The organism is Caballeronia sp. Sq4a (assembly GCF_023170545.1).
Taxonomy (GTDB): domain Bacteria; phylum Pseudomonadota; class Gammaproteobacteria; order Burkholderiales; family Burkholderiaceae; genus Caballeronia.
In genome coordinates, this window is the sequence record NZ_CP084250.1 from 542,807 (window position 1) to 559,816 (window position 17,010).

Here is a 17,010-nt window from a genome sequence, read left to right on the forward strand (position 1 = left end):
CACGACCGCCTGATGATCTGCGATTGCGACGGCGTCTTGATCGACAGCGAAGCCGTGGCGGCGCGCATGCTCGTCACCGAATTGCAGGCGCTGTGGCCGGGCGTCGATGTCGAGCCGGTGGTGCTGCCGCTGCTCGGCCTGCGCATCGAGGCCGTGCTCGCGAGCGCCGCCGACAGCGTCAATCGTACCTTGACGCCGGAGCAGGTCATCGCGATCCGGCGTTCGGTCGAGGCGGCGGCGGTGCAGGCGCCGCCCGTCGCGGGCATCGCCGAGGCGCTGGCCGCCGTGCCGCTCACGAAAGCCTGCGCGAGCAACAGCTTCTCGTCGTACGTGGATACCGCGTTGCAACGCACCGGCCTCGTGCGCTTCTTCGGCGAGCGGCGCTTCTGCGCGGACATGGTCGCCAATCCGAAGCCCGCGCCGGACGTGTATCTGGCGGCGGCGCGCGCAATGAACGCCGAGCCGTCGATGTGCCTCGTCGTCGAAGACAGCGTGACGGGCGTCACGGCGGCGCGGGCGGCGGGCATGCCGGTGCTCGGTTTCATCGGCGGCGGACACGCGACCGAAGGGCAGGTGGACACGCTCAGGCGCGCGGGCGCGGCACTCGTCTTCGACGACATGGCGCGCCTGCCCGCGCTCGTCGATCGCTGGCTGCAACACGCGTCGTTCGAAACGAATTAGCGCGCACAGGCACACGTGCGCCGCACATGACTCGGCGAAAGCAAGGCCGACAGGAGACACATCATGGCTAGCCTGACGTTACGCAACATCAACAAGCGTTATGAAGACACGGAGGTGATGCGCAGCGTCAACCTCGATATCGAAGACGGCGAGTTCGTCGTGTTCGTGGGGCCGTCGGGCTGCGGCAAGTCCACGCTCATGCGCATGATCGCGGGTCTCGAAGACATCAGCGGCGGCGACCTGATGATCGACGGCGCGCGCGTGAACGACCTGCCGCCCGCCAAGCGCGGCATCGCGATGGTGTTCCAGTCGTACGCGCTCTATCCGCACATGACGCTGTACGACAACATGGCCTTCGGCCTGAAGCTCGCGGGCGAGAAGAAGCCCGCCATCGACGCAGCCGTGAAGCAGGCCGCGAAGATTCTGCATATCGACCATCTGCTCGACCGCAAGCCGAAGCAGTTGTCGGGCGGTCAGCGCCAGCGCGTGGCGATCGGCCGCGCGATCACGCGCAAGCCGAAAGTCTTTCTCTTCGACGAGCCGCTCTCGAATCTCGACGCCGCGCTGCGCGTGAAGATGCGCCTCGAATTCGCGCGCCTGCACGATGATCTCAAGACGACGATGATCTACGTGACGCACGATCAGGTCGAAGCGATGACGCTCGCGGACAAGATCGTCGTGCTGTCCGCGGGCAACGTCGAGCAGGTCGGCACGCCGAACACGCTGTATCACGCGCCGGCGAACAAGTTCGTCGCGGGTTTCATCGGTTCGCCGAAGATGAACTTCCTGTCGGGCACGGTCGCGCTGGTTCAGAGCGACGGCGTGCTCGTCAAGTACGAAACCGGTGAGACGCAATTGGTCGGCGTGCTGCCGGGCAACGCGAAGCCGGGCGATGCGGTGACCGTCGGCATTCGTCCGGAGCACTTGCAGCCGATGCCCGCCACGAGCGACTACGGCGTGTCCGCGAGCACGATGACCGTCGAAACGCTCGGCGATGCCGCTTATCTCTATGCGGAAACGTCGGTGGCGCCGGATGGCCTCATCTCGCGGATTCCGCCGCTGGAAAAGCACGCGCGCGGCCAGAAGCTGAAGCTCGGCGCGGAGCCGGACCACTGCCATATGTTCGACGCAGCAGGGCAGGCGTTCGCGCGCAATGCGGTGCAGGCGTATCTCGCGGAGCATCCCGAGGTAAAGATGCCGCGCGTGCAAAGCGCGTCGGCGTGACGCGGCGCGTGTTTTCTTCGCATGTCGGCAGGCGATAATGCGGCTCCTCCCGCCACCGCACCGACACGCGCCATGCACGTTCTGAACGAGCTCTACGTTTATCCGATCAAGTCCTGCGCCGGCATCGCGCTGCAACGCGCGATGCTGCGGGAAACCGGTCTCGAATACGACCGCAACTGGATGGTCACCGACGCGTCGGGCGGCATGCTGACGCAGCGCGCGCATCCGCGCATGGCGCTGATCCGCACGGCGTTCGATGGCGGCGATCTCGTCATCGACGCGCCCGGCATGCCGACGCTGCGCACGCCGCTGGATGCTGCCGCGCTGTCGATTGCCGAACCGATGCGCGCGACCGTCTGGCGCGATACCGTCGATGCGCTCGACACCGGCGCGCAGACCGCGCAATGGTTCAGCGAACTCCTCGGCATGCCCGCGCGCCTGGCGCGCTTCGCACCGCAGGCGCGGCGCAACGTCGATCAAAAGTGGACCGCGCCGCTCACCACGCACACGCGTTTCGCCGATGGCTTTCCGCTGCTCGTGCTCGGTCAGGCATCGCTCGATGATCTCAACGCACGGCTTGCGCAGAAGGGCGCGCCCGCCATTGCCGCGAACCGTTTCCGCCCGAATCTCGTGATCGGCGGGCTCGATGCCTATGACGAAGATTTCGTCGAAGACATGCTGATTCGCGCGGACGGCCGCGACGTGCAATTGCGCCTCGTGAAGCTCTGCACGCGCTGCCCGGTGCCGACCATCGACCAACTCACCGGCGCGCCGAATCCCGATTGGCCGCACGAACCGCTCGACACCATGAGCGCGTATCGCGCAAGCGCGCAGCACGACGGCAAGCTCACGTTCGGCAAGAACGCGATGGTGGTGGAAGGCGAAGGCGCGATGCTCGAAACGGGCCAAGCGGTGGACGCGCAGATCGCGTTCTAACGGCTCAGGCGTCGAGCGCGGCTTTCGCGCACAGCTCATCGGTCACGAGTCCCGACAGCCACTGACCTTTGAGCGCCGCGATCAACGCTTCGCGCTTGCGCTCGCCGCCCGCGAAGCCGATGGTCGGCCGCTTCGGCGGCGCATCGAGCTTCAGGCTCGTGACGCGCGCGCCGGTCTTCGACTGCACGCGCTTGCCGTTCACGTCGATCGGCAAGCCGAGCCATTCCGCGACCGCGCCGGCCTTCATCATCTCGTCCACTTCGGCGCGCGTGATGAAGCCGTCCTGATGCAGCGGGCAATTGACGCCCACATTGCCGATGCCGACGAACGCCACGTCCGCTTTCTGCGCGAGCTCATCGACGATACGGTACAGCCGGTGATTGACCCATTGCGCGCGCTCGGCTTCGTTGTCGGCCATGAGCGGCGCGGGCAGCATGAAGTGCTTGCCGCCGGTCTTCTCCGATAGCTGTTGCGCGACGTCATAGCGATTCGATGATCCGTCCTGCGCGATGGCGCCGACCATCGACACGAATCGATGCTGCGGGCGGTCGATCTGTCCGATCTGCTCGACGACCGCCTTCAGCGTGCGCCCGCTGCCGATGGACACGACGATCGGCTTCTCATCGACCAGATAGCGCTCCATCACCTGCGCGCCCGCGACGGCGAGCTTGCGGTCGACTTGTTCTTTCGAATCGCCGTCGATGGGCACCACTTCGCACATCGCGAGGCCGTAGCGGTCGCACAGTTGCTTCGCGAGCGACAGGCAATCCGCGATGCGGTGATCCACCCGCACGCGGATCAGATTCTTTTCCACCGCGAACGCGACGAGCCGCTGCGCCACGGGACGCGAGATCTGGAGCTTTTCTGCGATCTCGTTCTGCGTGTTGCCGGCGACGTAGTAGAGCCACGCCGCGCGGGTCGCCAGGTCGAGTTTTTCGGTTGATTTAGGCACTGAGGTCTTTTCTTTTCCTTCGCGAATTCGCTGGTTCGTCAGTGCGCGGCGTGGCTGGCGCCCTACGTCAGCTACGCCAGGCGAGGGCGCGCCGGATCGAACAGCGGCCGCACGTGCTGATACAGCTCCCGGAAGCTCTTCAGCCGCTGTCGCAAGGCCTGATGCCGCTCGCCGTTCGGCGTGAACTCCTGCTTCACCGCCGGTTTCGCGAGCACGACCGACGGATCGCCGCCCGCCGCGAGCCAGCCGAGGCGCGCCGCGCCCAACGCCGCGCCGGTTTCCCCGCCGCCGTGCGTGCGCGTCGGGGTATCGAAGGCATCGGCGAACATTTGGCCCCAGTATGCGCTTCTCGCGCCGCCGCCGAGCATCGACAATGCGCGCGTTTGCGTGCCCGCCGATTGCAGCGCATCCAGCCCGTCCGTGAGCGCGAGCGTCACGCCTTCGAGCACCGAATAGCCGAGAAGCGCGCGGTCCGTTGCGTGCGTCATGCCGAAGAACACGCCTTGCGCGTACGGGTCGTTGTGCGGCGTGCGTTCGCCGCTGAGATACGGCAGAAAGAGCGGGGCGGTCGCGAGCGCGTCCGGAGGCAACGCCTCGACTTCGGCGAGCAGCGTGGGCTCGTCGGTGGACGTCAGCTTGCAGACCCAGCGCAGGCAGCTCGCGGCCGACAACACCACGCTCATCTGATGCCAGCGGTCCGGAATCGCGTGGCAGAACGCGTGCACGGCGGACGCCGGATTCGGCCGGAAGCGGTCGCCGACCACGCACAGCACGCCGGACGTGCCGAGCGACAGGAAGCCATCGCCCGGTTCGGTCGCGCCGATGCCGACCGCGCTCGCCGCGTTGTCCCCGCCGCCCGCCGCCACGACGACGTCATCGCGCAAGCCGAGTTCGGCCGCGAGTTCGGGCCGCAGCGTGCCCGACGGCTCGCTGCCTTCGGCAAGCGACGGCATCTGCTGACGCGACATGCCACACGCGGCGAGCAGTTCGTCGGACCAGTCGCGGCGCGCGACATCGAGCCAGAGCGTGCCGGCGGCATCCGATGGATCGGACACCTTCGTGCCCGTCAGATGCATGCGCAGATAGTCCTTCGGCAACAGCACGCACGCGGTCTGATGGAAGATGGCGGGTTCGTTGTGCGCGACCCACAGCAGCTTGGGCGCGGTGAAGCCGGGCATCGCGAGATTGCCGGCGATTTCATGCAGGTTCGGCGCGCGCTCGTACAACTCGGCGCATTCCTTGTCGCTGCGCATGTCGTTCCAGAGGATCGCGGGACGCAGCACGCGATCGCTCGAATCGAGCAGCACCGCGCCGTGCATCTGACCGGACAGGCCGATGCCGCGAACCTGCGCGAACTCCGACGGAAACTTCTCGCGCAACTGGACGAGCGCGGCGCGCGTGCCTTCCCACCAGTCGAGCGGATTCTGTTCCGACCAGCGCGGCTTCGGACGCGAGACGGTGAACGGCGTGCCCGCCGTGCCGATGACGCTGCCGTCGCTCGCGAGCAGCAGCACTTTCACTTCGGAGGTGCCGAGGTCGATGCCTAAGTACATGAACGAGCCCTTGGTCGTTGCCGGAGCGCATGTCCGGCGAAAACGTGAAATTTACCGCCCGGCGCGACGGCGCGCCATGAGCACAATACCGGAGCTTCAGGTGCTTGCGGATGAACTCATGGACGGTTCGCGAGCCACGCATCGACGCGCGCGATGGCCGCGCGCATCACGCGCTCGAGGCTCTCGCTCTGCGCCATGCTGCCCCAAAGCAGCTTGTCGCCGGTGAACGCCTTGATCGGATCGGCTGCCGTGAAGAAGCCGTGCGCGACGGCCGGGTCCATCACGCCGTCCTGATACGTGTACGGCAGCTTGCCTTCGTGCCAGCGTTCGAGGAAGCGGAAAAAGAGCGCGGGCAGCATGGCCGTCGCGTTCGGATCGATGCCGCGCGCGAAGCATTCCGAGAGCGTCGGCGCGATGAAGCCTGGCAGCTTCGAGAAGCCGTCGGCCGCGACGCGCTGGTTCGTATCCTTGATATACGGATTGCTGAAGCGGTCGAGCACCACGTCGCGATACTTCGCGAGGTCGATCGGGCTCGGCGTGAGGCACGGAATCACGTCTTCGGTGACATAGGCTTCGGCGAGCGCGCGAATCTCCATGTCCTGCGTGCCTTCGTGAATGTATTGCAGGCCGACGAGCGTGCCCGCCCACGCGATGCAGCTATGGCTCGCGTTGAGAATGCGGATCTTCGCCTCCTCATACGGATGCACAGACTGCACCATCTCCGCGCCGACCTTCTCCCACGCGGGACGCCCCGCGCAGAACTTGTCTTCGATGACCCACTGGATGAACTTCTCGCCCATCACCGGCGCGCGATCGTCGAAGCCGGTGGCCGCCTTCACGCGCTCGGCGACATCGGGCGTGGGGCGCGGCGTGATGCGATCGACCATCGCGTTCGGACACGACGTGTTCGCAATCATCCAGTCGCGCAGCGCCGTCTGTCCGCGCCGTTGCAGGAATTCGAGCATGCCGGCCTTGAAGCGGTCGCCGTTGCTGCGCAGGTTGTCGCAGTTCTGCAGCGAGACCTTGCCCGCATTGTCTTGCATGCGCGCTTCGAGGATGGCGGCGAGCGCGCCGTAGATGGTCGTTTTCGCGCCGTTGAGGTCGGCGGCGAGATCGGGGTTGGCGGTGTCGAGCTTGTCGTGCTCGTCGAGGTAATAGCCGCCTTCGGTCACGGTGAACGAGACGATCTTGCAGGCGGGCGCGGCGCCGGTCGCGATCAGTTCGCCGAGATCGGCCGACCACGGCACGACCTTCTTGATCGAGCGCACGACTTCGTACTCGCGCTCGCCTTGCGGCGTGACCGTCTCCAGCGTGTATTCGCCGTGTTGCGCGGCGAGCGCGTCGAGCACGGCGTTCATGTCACCGCGAATGTTGCCGACGGCGAGCGACCATTGCGCATCGCCCGATTCGATCAGCTTGTGCAGATACCACGCCTGATGCGCGCGATGAAACGACCCCGCGCCGATATGCAGGATCACGTTCGCGCTCGCCGTGCCTTCGCTGGATACGCTGCTCATGTCTTGTCTTCCTCTGATTGGCTGATGCGCCCGTTCTGCGCGGACGGTTCGTGAGCATTTGCTCGATGGGTGGTCGAATGATCGTATTCGCCCGGTTGAAAGTCAAGGCGCGCGGCGGGCGCGTCGTCGCTGCGGTGCGGCGTGGATCGCCGCGCTATGCCATGCGCGCGAGCTTCGCGGGGCGCGTTGCAATGCACCATCGAACGCGGGCAGACGGATTGGGACATACCCGGATAGTCAACGCGGCTCGCATTGACGGAAGGTGCATGCGGCTTCGACGAAACCAACAGCAGCGGCAGCGGCAAGCACAACCATAACGCGAGACACGGACATGGACTATGTGATCGGCATCGACATCGGCACGCAGAGCACGAAGGCGCTCGTCGTGGATACGGAAGGCGCGATCGTCGCGCAGCATTCGAGCGCCTATCATCCGGATACGCCCAAGCCGCTCTGGGCCGAGCAGTGGCCGTCCGTCTGGTTCGATGCGGTGACCGAGTGCATCGCCGGATGCGTCGAGAAGACGAAGGCGCAGGGCATCGACGCGCGGCAGATCAAGGCGCTGTGCGTGAGCAGCCTCTACGGCGGCTCGGGCATTCCGGTGGACGAGCATATGGAGGCGCTTCATCCGTGCCTGATCTGGATGGATCGCCGCGCCACCGCCGAAGTGAACTGGGTGCGCGAAAAGGTGGACGTGCCGCGCCTCGAAGCGATCACCGGCAACGGCGTGGACAGCTACTACGGCTTCACGAAGATGCTGTGGCTGCGCGAGCACAAGCCGGATGTCTGGCAGAAGACGCGCTATTTGCTGCCGCCCAACGCCTTCGTGATTCAGCGGCTCACGGGCGAGCTTGCCGTCGATCACAGCTCGGCGGGCAATCTCGGCGGCGTGTACGACGTCAACGCGCGCGCGTGGTCACATGAAGCACTGGGGATGCTCGGCATTCCCGTTTCGATGATGCCCGAGCGTCTCGTAGAATCGTCGGAGGTGGTCGGCGGGCTTCTGCCGCAATGGGCCGACAAGCTCGGGCTCGCCGCGAACACGCCGGTCGTCGCGGGCGGCGTCGATGCGGCCGTCGCCACGTTCGCCGCGGGCGTCACGCAAGCGGGCCACCACGTCGCGATGATCGGCACGAGCATGTGCTGGGGCTACGTCAACCAGAGCGTCGATGCGCGGCACGGCCTCGTTTCCATGCCGCACGTCTACAACGGCAAGCGCGATCTCTATGTGTTCGGCGGCGCGAGTACGGCGGGCGCGTGCGTCGCGTGGTATCGCGACCAGTTCTGTCAGGCGGAAATCGAAGCCGCGAAAGCGACGCCGCACGGCGACCCGCATCGGCTGCTGGAGGATGCGGCAGCGAACGTGGCGGCGGGCGCGGACGGCGTCGTGTTCCTGCCGTATCTGATGGGCGAGCGCAGCCCCGTGTGGGACGCGCACGCGAGCGGCACGTTCGTCGGCCTGAATCTCTTTCATACGCGCGCCACGCTGTATCGCGCGGTGCTGGAAGGCGTCGCGTTCGCGCTCAGGCACAACATGGAAGCGGGGCGGCGCGGCGCGCAATCGCTGGATGACCGGCTGATCGTCGTCGGCGGCGCGGCGCATTCGGATCTATGGATGCAGATCATCGCGGACGTGACGGGCTTTCCGGTCTTGTCGATCGAACAGGAAGTGGAAGCCGCGATGGGCGCTGCGCTGCTCGCGGCGCTCGGCGCGGGGCTGATTTCGCGCGAGACGGCGGAGGGCGGCTGGGTCACGCTCGTCGAGCGCGCGAAGCCCGATGCCGCGCGACAACGCGTGTACGACGCGCGGTTCGGCGTGTACCTCGACCTTTATCCCGCGCTCAAGGACGCGATGCATCGGCTGCGCGACGCCTGACGCCGGCCTTCACGTTCACGGCTCGCGCATCTGCGTCGGATGCGCGTCGAACACCGGTCCCTGCACGAAGTGGACATCGAACTGTTGAAGCGCGTCGAACTGCGCTTCGTCGGACACGTTCGAGAAGATGAGCGGAATCTTCAGCCGGTGCGCATACGCGACGAGATGCTTCACGACCGAATCGCGCAATGCGGCCCCCGCATCCATCTTGATGAAATCGAGCCGCGCCATCTCCGATACCGCCATGATCTGCCCGGCATTGGGCAGATTGCCCGCCACCTTGAATCCGTAGCGCTGATAGCTCTTGGTCAGATAGCCGAGAAACGTCTTGTGCGCGACCGCCGCCGCGGGCAGCTCGATCACCACGCGCGCCGGGTTCATGCCGAACTTGCGCAGCACCGACGAGAAAACCAAGCCGTGGTCGTACTTCACGCTTTTGAGAAGCCGCTCGTGCACGCGCAGGAACAGCAAGCCCGGCCGCTGCGGACCGAAGAAATTGAACGCATGCAGCGCGCGCGATAGACGGTCCAGCGTGACGAGCTCGTTGTCGTCTTCGAGGTGCGCGAACGGATCGCGCGGCATGTCGCCCTGAATCAACGTCAGCGCCTGCAAGCCGAGTTCGTCGCCGAAGCGTTGCGCGCTTTCGGCCGATGCGGACAGCGTTTGCGGAAAGCTGTGCGTGCCGACATCGAAGATCGGTTCGTACGCGCTCGCCACCGTCAGTTCGCCGTAGCGCGCGATGGCCTGCCGCGCCTGTCCGTCGCCGTCCAGCACGATATGCGCGCCGAGAAACGGATGTTCGGCGGCGCGGGCGACGAGTTCCGGCAGGGACGGGGAGATCATGGATGTGGGTTCGGGTGCGGGCCGACCGGACGCTTGTGATTATTCGGATGGTATCAGCGCGCGCGATGGCCGCTTGCACCGAACTGACATATTGATATGCCGCCGGGTCGCATCGAATCAGGGTATACGAGCTATTTCACTAAACGTAATCGGTTTAACATTCGTAAAACCTTGTCGAGGAGATCCGTCGATGCCCCCGTTCGACACGCACACCGACGCGAGCCGGCACTATCAGTCCGGCTTCGCGAACGACTTCGCCACGGAAGCGCTGCCCGGCGCGCTGCCTATCGGCCGTAACTCGCCGCAGCGCGCGGCGTACGGCCTCTACGCCGAGCAGCTTTCCGGCACCGCGTTCACCGCGCCGCGCGCGCACAACCGGCGCTCGTGGCTGTATCGCATCCGGCCGGCGGCGGTTCACAAGCCGTTCACGCGGGTGAGGGACAACGCGCGGCTGGTTGCCAATTTCGCCGACGTTCCGCCGACGCCGCCAAATCAATTGCGCTGGGACCCGCTGCCGATGCCCGACGCGCCGACGGATTTCATCGACGGCTGGGTGACGATGGCCGGCAACGGCGCGGCCGAGTCGATGACCGGCTGCGCGATTCATCTGTACGCGGCCAACCGCCCGATGCGCGACCGCTTCTTCTACAACGCGGACGGCGAACTGCTGATCGTGCCGCAGCAGGGACGGCTTTCGATTGCGACGGAACTCGGCCGCCTCGATATCGCGCCGTTCGAGATCGCGGTGATTCCGCGCGGCGTGCGCTTTGCCGTGACGCTGCCCGACGGCGAGGCGCGCGGCTACATCTGCGAGAACTTCGGCGCGTTGCTGCAACTGCCGGATCTCGGGCCGATCGGCTCGAACGGGCTCGCGAACCCGCGCGACTTTCTCACGCCGCACGCCGCCTACGAGGACCGCGAGGGCGACTTCGAACTCGTTGCGAAGCTGAACGGCGTGCTGTGGCGCGCGGATATCGGCCATTCGCCGCTGGATGTGGTCGCGTGGCACGGCAACTATGCGCCCTACAAGTACGATCTGCGGCACTTCAACACCATCGGCTCGATCAGCTTCGATCATCCCGATCCGTCCATCTTTCTCGTGCTGCAATCGCCGAGCGACACGCCGGGCGTCGATTCCATCGACTTCGTGATCTTTCCGCCGCGCTGGCTCGCCGCCGAGGACACGTTCCGGCCGCCGTGGTTTCACCGCAATGTCGCGAGCGAGTTCATGGGCCTCGTGCACGGCGTGTACGACGCGAAGGCGGAAGGCTTCGTGCCCGGCGGCGCGAGCCTACACAACTGCATGTCCGGACACGGACCGGACGCGGATACGTTCGAGAAGGCATCCGCGAGCGATACGTCGAGGCCCTCGAAAGTCGGCGACACGATGGCCTTCATGTTCGAAACGCGCACGCTCATCAAGCCCACGCAGTTCGCGCTCGAAACCGCGCAGCTGCAGGCGCATTACTACGAGTGCTGGCAGGGCCTCACGAAACATTTCAACCCGGAGCAACGATGAACGATGCGCTAAAGGCGACGCTCGCCCCGACGCTCAAAAGCTGGATCGAATCCGCGAACGATCCCAGGAGCGACTTTCCGATTCAGAACCTGCCGTTCGGCGTCTTCAGCGACGCGGTGAACGAGCGGCCGCGCGCGGGCGTCGCGATCGGCGACTGGATCGTGGACCTGGCGGCGCTGGAAGACGCGCGGCTGATCGACGCGCACGGCACATTCAGCGAGCCGCGCCTGAACGCGTTCATCGCGCTGGGACGCGAGTCGTGGCGCGCGGTGCGTGTCGCGCTCTCCGCGTTGCTCGCACGCGATACGCCGACGCTGCGCGACGATGCCGCGCTGCGCCGCCGCGCGCTCGTGCCGCGCGAGACCGCGACGATGCATCTGCCGGTCGAGATTCCCGGCTATGCGGACTTCTATTCGTCGAAGGAGCACGCGACGAACGTCGGTTCCATGTTCCGCGATCCGAAGAACGCGCTCCTGCCGAACTGGTCCGAGATGCCGATTGCCTATAACGGACGCGCGTCGTCGGTCGTGGTGAGCGGCACGCCGGTGCGCCGGCCCAACGGCCAGTTGAAGCTGCCCGACGAGCCGCGCCCGATTTTCGGCGCATGCCGCAAGCTGGATATCGAGCTGGAGACGGGCTTTATCGTCGGGCAAGGCAATGCGCTCGGCGAACCGATCCCGTGCGAAGAAGCCGAAGCGCATATCTTCGGCATGGTGCTGCTCAACGACTGGAGCGCACGCGACATCCAGCAATGGGAATACGTGCCGCTCGGCCCGTTCAACTCGAAGACCTTCGCGACGACCATCTCGCCGTGGATCGTCACGCTCGATGCCCTCGAACCGTTCCGCACCGCGACGCCCGCGCAGGAGCCAGAGCCACTCGCGTATTTGCAACATGCGGGCGATCACGCTTTCGATATCGCGCTGTCCGTTGACCTGCGGCCCGAAGGCGCGGCCACCGCGACGACCATCTCGCGCACCAACTTCAGGCTGATGTACTGGTCGATGGCGCAGCAGTTGGCGCATCACACGGTATCGGGCTGCAACACGCGCGTGGGCGACCTGGTGGGCTCGGGCACGATCAGCGGGCCGACGCCCGACTCGTGCGGCAGCCTGCTCGAAGCGACATGGAATGGCCAGCGGCCCGTGCGGCTCGAAGAAGGCGGCGAGCGCGCGTTCCTTCAGGACGGCGACGAGATCACGCTGCGCGGCTGGTGTCAGGGCGAGGGTTATCGCGTGGGCTTCGGCGAGTGCGTGGGGCGCATCCTCCCGGCGCGTTCCTTGATGTGAGGCATAGAACATGACAAAGACGACAATCGACGTCGAGCGCGCGCTCGGCGATGCGCACCGGCCCGCGTTTCACTTCATGCTGCTCGCGCTGTGCGGGCTGTGCCTCGTGATCGACGGCTTCGACGCGCAGGCGATGGGCTACGTCGCGCCGGCCGTCATCGCCGAATGGGGCGTGCCGAAGTCCGCGCTCGGGCCGGTGTTCAGCGCGAGCCTCTTCGGCATGCTGCTCGGCGCGCTCGGCTTGTCCGTGCTGGCCGACCGCATCGGGCGCAGGCCGGTGCTGATCGGCGCGACGCTTTTCTTCGGACTCACGATGATCGCGACCGCCTTCACGCACAGCCTGCCGGTGCTGACCGCGCTGCGTTTCGTGACCGGCCTCGGCCTCGGCTGCATCATGCCCAACGCGATGGCGCTGGTCGGCGAATTCTCCAGTACTCAGCACCGCGTCAAGCGCATGATGCTGGTCTCCTGCGGCTTCACGCTCGGCGCGGCGCTCGGCGGTTTCCTGAGCGCGGCGCTGATTCCGTCGCTCGGCTGGCGCTCGGTCTTCTGGGTCGGCGGCGCGGTGCCGCTCGTGCTCGCGCTCGCCATGTTCGTCGGGCTGCCCGAATCGCTGCAGTTTCTCGTGCTGAAGGGGCATGAAGCCCGGGCGCGCGCGTGGCTCGCGAAGTTCGATCCGTCGCTGCGCATCGACTCGACGACGCGCCTCATCGTCCGGGAAAAAGGCGGCGAGGGCGCGCCGGTGGCCGAGCTTTTCCGCTCGGGCCGTGCGCCTGTCACGCTGATCTTGTGGTCGATCAGCTTCATGAATCTGATCGACCTGTACTTCCTCTCGAACTGGCTGCCGACCGTCATGCGCGATGCGGGCTATTCGCCCGGCATGGCGGTGCTCGTCGGCACGCTGTTGCAGACGGGCGGCGTGCTCGGGACCTTGCTGCTCGGCTGGTTCATCGAGCGCTTCGGCTTCGTGCGCGTGCTGCTCGGGTGTTTCTGCGTCGGCGCCCTTTGCGTCGGGGTGATCGGCGGCGTCGCGCACGTCCAAATGTGGCTCTTCGTGGCCGTGTTCGCCGCGGGCTTTTGCATCGTCGGCGGCCAGCCTGCCGTCAACGCGCTCGCCGGCCATTACTATCCGACGACGCTGCGTTCCACCGGCATCGGCTGGAGTCTGGGCATCGGGCGCGTGGGATCGGTGATCGGGCCGCTCGTCGGCGGGCAGATGATCGCGCTCGGATGGAGCAACGTCGAGCTGTTTCACGCGGCGGCCGTGCCGGTGTTCTGTTCGGCGCTGCTGGTCGTGCTGCTTGCGGTGGTGCGCAGGGAACGGGGTAGCGTGGTGACGGCGGTCTAAACCCGCGTGACAAGCATCAACCGACGGGAGCCGTCTCGCGTTGTTCCCACGCCGCCGGGGCGACGAACGCGAGCGGCCGCGCTGAATCACGCGGCGGCCGTGCCGGTGTTCTGTTCGGCGCTGCTGGTCGTGCTGTTCGCGGTCGTGCGCAGGGACGGTAGCTTGGGCGGTCAAGCAGCCAGGGTCTAAGCGTCAACCGACGCGCGGCGTCTGCGTCCTTCCCACGCGGCCGCCGCCACGAACGCGAGCGCCGCGGCGAACAGCACCGCGATCAGCGCGTTTGCGCCCGCGCGCCGCATCAGCGTGCCCGCGACGATCGGCCCGCCGAAACTCGCGACGCTCCACGAAGCGCCGACGATCGCCGTCGCCGATATGAGCGCCGCGCCCCGAAAGCGCTCGCCGCACGCGACGATCGACAGCGTGTAGACGCTGCCCGCCGCCGCGCCGATCGTGAACAGCAGCGGCCAGCAGAGCCACGGATAGGCGACGGCCCACGGCAGCGCCGGCAGCAGCGCGACGACCACGACGCCCGCGCCCATGTGCACCTTCGCGCGCCCGAAGCGATCCGCGAGCCAGCCGATCGGGAACTGCATGGTCGTGTCGCCGAGCAGGATCGCGGAGGCGAACAGCACGCCGGTATTCGCGCTCACGCCGTGCGATATCGCGAAGAGCGGCAAGAGCGAAAGCGCGAGCGTGTCGAAGAGCGCGAAGAAGCCCGTGCCGATCACGAGCGCCGGCATGCGCGGCAGCACCCGCCGCCAGTCGCTGTGTCCGGCGTGCTCCATGCCGTCGGCACCTAGGCCCTGCGGCGACACGCGGATCGTCGCGAGCGCGGGCAACGCGAGCAGGAAGATCGCGCCGCAGATGGCGAAGCGCGTCGACTGCCAGCCGCCCGCCACGCTCACGAGCACCGGCCCGGCCATCTGGAACAGCGTGAAATTCGTCGCGTAAAGGGCGACGACGCGGCCGCGCGTGGAATCGTCCGCGAGCGCGGCGACCCACGCCTCGCCGATGGTGAAGAGCAGCATCAGCGCCGCGCCGCACGCGAAACGCAGCGCGGCCCAAAGCCACAGGTCGATGGAAAACTGCATCGCGATGGTCGCGAGCGCCGCGACGACGACCGCGCCCATGATCGTGCCGCGTGCGCCGTATCGCGACGCGATGCGGCTCGCGAACGGCGCGACGACGAGTCCGCCGCCGGCCTGCATCGCCGTCATGATGCCGACGACGTCCGACCCGTAGCCCGCCTGCGTCAGCGCGAGCGCGGTGAGCGGCAGCGTCGCGCCGAGGCCCAGGCCCACCACCGCGACGCTCGAAATCAGCGCGAAGAAGTCGCGCGAGAGGACGCCTCTCATCGACCGCGCAGCGAGACTCAGGCAGCCTGCCCGATGGCGAGACGGCGCGCGCGCTTGTCGAGTGTCGCGGAGAGCAGCGTCAGCCCGAACGCGCCGCACGCCATCGCGACGCCGACCCACGGCAGCGAGGTCAGCGGCGCGCCGGCGCTGATCGCGCAGCCGCCCAGCCACGCGCCCGTCGCGTTGCCGAGGTTGAAGGCGCCCTGATTGAGCGTCGAGGCGAGATTCGGCGCATCGCTCGCGCGGTTGACGATCAGGATTTGCAGCGGCGGCACGATGGCGAACGCGAGCACGCCCCACAGGAAGATGGTGATCATCGCGGAGATCGATTCGTGCATCGTCGCGGCGAAGACCGTCAGGATCACCACGATCGACAGCAGGAACGACAGCAGCGAGCGCAGGAGCTTCCAGTCCGCGAGCTTGCCGCCGAGCGTGCTGCCGACCGTCAGCCCGAGACCGAAGAGCAGCAGCACGTACGTGACCGCGTGCGGCGAAACGCCCGTCACGTCTTCGAGGATCGGCGTGATATACGTGAACACCGAAAAGAGGCTCGCCGAAGCCAGCACGCTGATGCCGAGCACCATCAGCACTTGCGGGTTCCTGAGCACCTTGAATTCGCGCAGGATGCTGGTTTCGCGCATCTCGATGTGCTTGGGCAGGCACACTGCCAGCGCGCCCGCCGCCGCGATGCCGATGAGCGTCACGACCCAGAACGTCGCGCGCCAGCCGGCCGCCTGACCGAGCGCGGTGCCGAGCGGCACGCCGAGCACGTTGGCGAGCGTGAGGCCCGTGAACATCAGCGCGATGGCTTGCGCGCGACGGTTCGGCGCGACGAGATCGGCGGCGACCACCGAGCCGATGCCGAAGAACGCGCCGTGGCAGAACGCCGTGACGATGCGCGCGCCCATCAGCACCCAGTAGTTCGGCGCGAGCGCGCACAGCAGATTGCCGACGATGAACACGCCGATCAGGCCCATCAGCGCCTTCTTGCGCGGCATCTTCGCGGTGACGATGGCGAGAATCGGCGCGCCGATGGTCACGCCGAGCGCATAGCCCGAGACGAGCATGCCGGCGGCGGGAATCGACACGGCGAGATCGCGCGCGACGTTGGGCAACAAACCCATGATGACGAATTCGGTCGTGCCGATGCCGAACGCGGCAATTGCAAGAGCGAGGAGAGGCAAGGGCATGGCAAAAGGCGGGGAAAATGGGCGCGCCGGCCTGCATGGCGACGCAAGGAAGGCTCGAATTCTACCGAAAGGTGATTTTTGGTGCTGGTAGAAACCCTGAGATTGCGCCGCGCCGACAATGCCGGATCATGAGCGGTTCCTTTTATGGATTGGCCCGCGCGGCGCAGGATTCTGCATGATTCGGGTCAGCGGCGCGGCCCACATTCTGCATTCTTGCCCGGCATGCGCGAGTCGTTGCGCGGCGCGGGTGTTGGAAAAACACAGCACTGACTGAAGAGATATGTTGCCTTTGAAAACCTGCCTGCGCGCGGCCATCGCCTGCGCGGTCCTGCTTGCCACGCACGTCCACGCCCAAAGCGATGCCGCCGGCCCCGTCGCGACGCAAGCGGGCACCGTCTACTTCCTGCGCGATGAGTCCGGTTTCGCGGCGATGCTCGGCACCCAGGCGTTCGACCGCTTCGACGCCCGCCGTCTCGCGCATTTCGACGAAACGGGCAGCAACGGTTCCATCACCCGCGCCTTGATGCAGACGGACACCGGCCCGGTGCTTTACGACTTCCGCCGCAATCCGCCGCTGGTTCAGCGCGCGGGCAAGCGCATGACGGTGCAGCGCGTGTTCTGGCAAGGCGACGAAGTCGTCATGCAGACCACGGCGGGCTGGTACAAGCTGGAGCGCGGGGCGCTCACGAAGCTGCAATCTTCGACGAAGACGTATCACTGAGCGTAC

Annotated in this window: 14 protein-coding genes; 8 read left to right on the forward strand and 6 right to left on the reverse strand. The window is 66.7% G+C overall.

Annotation, left to right across the window (positions count from 1 at the left end):
• Window positions 1–12 precede the first annotated feature (12 nt).
• The 3 genes from LDZ24_RS02520 (at window position 13) to LDZ24_RS02530 (ending at window position 2,841) form a co-directional block, all read left to right on the forward strand.
• On the forward strand, window positions 13–681 hold the full coding sequence (locus LDZ24_RS02520) for an HAD family phosphatase (RefSeq protein WP_248322253.1): 669 nt from the start codon (window positions 13–15) through the stop codon (window positions 679–681).
• Window positions 682–744: 63 nt separating this feature from the next.
• Entirely contained in the window at window positions 745–1,905 is a 1,161-nt protein-coding gene (locus tag LDZ24_RS02525; protein ID WP_248321374.1) for an ABC transporter ATP-binding protein, read from the forward strand.
• A 72-nt stretch (window positions 1,906–1,977) separates the two neighbouring features.
• A complete protein-coding gene (locus LDZ24_RS02530) occupies window positions 1,978–2,841 on the forward strand; it encodes an MOSC domain-containing protein (RefSeq protein WP_248321375.1) in 864 nt (287 codons plus the stop codon).
• A gap of 4 nt (window positions 2,842–2,845) precedes the next feature.
• Here the strand turns inward: LDZ24_RS02530 and LDZ24_RS02535 are convergent, their stop codons facing one another.
• From LDZ24_RS02535 to dalD, 3 genes are all read right to left on the reverse strand, one after another.
• Window positions 2,846–3,793: a sugar-binding transcriptional regulator gene (locus tag LDZ24_RS02535; RefSeq protein ID WP_248321377.1), complete on the reverse strand. Its 948-nt coding sequence runs from the start codon at window positions 3,791–3,793 to the stop codon at window positions 2,846–2,848.
• A gap of 71 nt (window positions 3,794–3,864) precedes the next feature.
• Window positions 3,865–5,346: a xylulokinase gene (xylB, locus tag LDZ24_RS02540; protein WP_206467660.1), complete on the reverse strand. Its 1,482-nt coding sequence runs from the start codon at window positions 5,344–5,346 to the stop codon at window positions 3,865–3,867.
• A 116-nt stretch (window positions 5,347–5,462) separates the two neighbouring features.
• A complete protein-coding gene (gene dalD, locus LDZ24_RS02545) occupies window positions 5,463–6,863 on the reverse strand; it encodes a D-arabinitol 4-dehydrogenase (protein WP_248321379.1) in 1,401 nt (466 codons plus the stop codon).
• Between the two features lie 331 nt (window positions 6,864–7,194).
• Between dalD and LDZ24_RS02550 the strand changes: the two genes are divergently transcribed.
• The gene (locus tag LDZ24_RS02550; protein ID WP_248321381.1) at window positions 7,195–8,739 is read left to right on the forward strand and encodes an FGGY-family carbohydrate kinase; all 1,545 of its coding nucleotides are present in this window, start codon (window positions 7,195–7,197) and stop codon (window positions 8,737–8,739) included.
• Between the two features lie 15 nt (window positions 8,740–8,754).
• On the opposite strand, the gene LDZ24_RS02555 is transcribed toward LDZ24_RS02550, so the two are convergent.
• On the reverse strand, window positions 8,755–9,582 hold the full coding sequence (locus LDZ24_RS02555) for an EAL domain-containing protein (protein WP_248321382.1): 828 nt from the start codon (window positions 9,580–9,582) through the stop codon (window positions 8,755–8,757).
• Between the two features lie 190 nt (window positions 9,583–9,772).
• Here LDZ24_RS02555 and hmgA point away from each other — a divergent pair, with 190 nt between their 5' ends.
• Genes hmgA through LDZ24_RS02570 form a run of 3 tightly spaced genes read left to right on the forward strand, consistent with a single transcriptional unit; the run spans window position 9,773 to window position 13,738 of the window.
• On the forward strand, window positions 9,773–11,101 hold the full coding sequence (gene hmgA / locus LDZ24_RS02560) for a homogentisate 1,2-dioxygenase (RefSeq protein ID WP_248321384.1): 1,329 nt from the start codon (window positions 9,773–9,775) through the stop codon (window positions 11,099–11,101).
• Complete coding sequence (fahA, locus tag LDZ24_RS02565) at window positions 11,098–12,390, forward strand: fumarylacetoacetase (protein ID WP_248321385.1); 1,293 nt, start codon at window positions 11,098–11,100, stop codon at window positions 12,388–12,390. The genes hmgA and fahA overlap by 4 nt, the downstream gene beginning before the upstream one ends.
• A 10-nt stretch (window positions 12,391–12,400) precedes the next feature.
• Entirely contained in the window at window positions 12,401–13,738 is a 1,338-nt protein-coding gene (locus LDZ24_RS02570; protein ID WP_248321387.1) for an MFS transporter, read from the forward strand.
• A gap of 185 nt (window positions 13,739–13,923) precedes the next feature.
• Here the strand turns inward: LDZ24_RS02570 and LDZ24_RS02575 are convergent, their stop codons facing one another.
• Window positions 13,924–15,093 carry an MFS transporter gene (locus tag LDZ24_RS02575; RefSeq protein ID WP_248321388.1) on the reverse strand — a complete coding sequence of 390 codons (1,170 nt, stop codon included), beginning with the start codon at window positions 15,091–15,093 and terminating at the stop codon, window positions 13,924–13,926.
• Window positions 15,094–15,110: 17 nt separating this feature from the next.
• Window positions 15,111–16,283, reverse strand: a complete 1,173-nt coding sequence (locus LDZ24_RS02580) for an MFS transporter (RefSeq protein WP_248321389.1) — start codon at window positions 16,281–16,283, stop codon at window positions 15,111–15,113.
• 280 nt (window positions 16,284–16,563) lie between these two features.
• Here LDZ24_RS02580 and LDZ24_RS02585 point away from each other — a divergent pair, with 280 nt between their 5' ends.
• Window positions 16,564–17,004, forward strand: a complete 441-nt coding sequence (locus LDZ24_RS02585) for a hypothetical protein (protein ID WP_248321391.1) — start codon at window positions 16,564–16,566, stop codon at window positions 17,002–17,004.
• Window positions 17,005–17,010 lie beyond the last annotated feature (6 nt).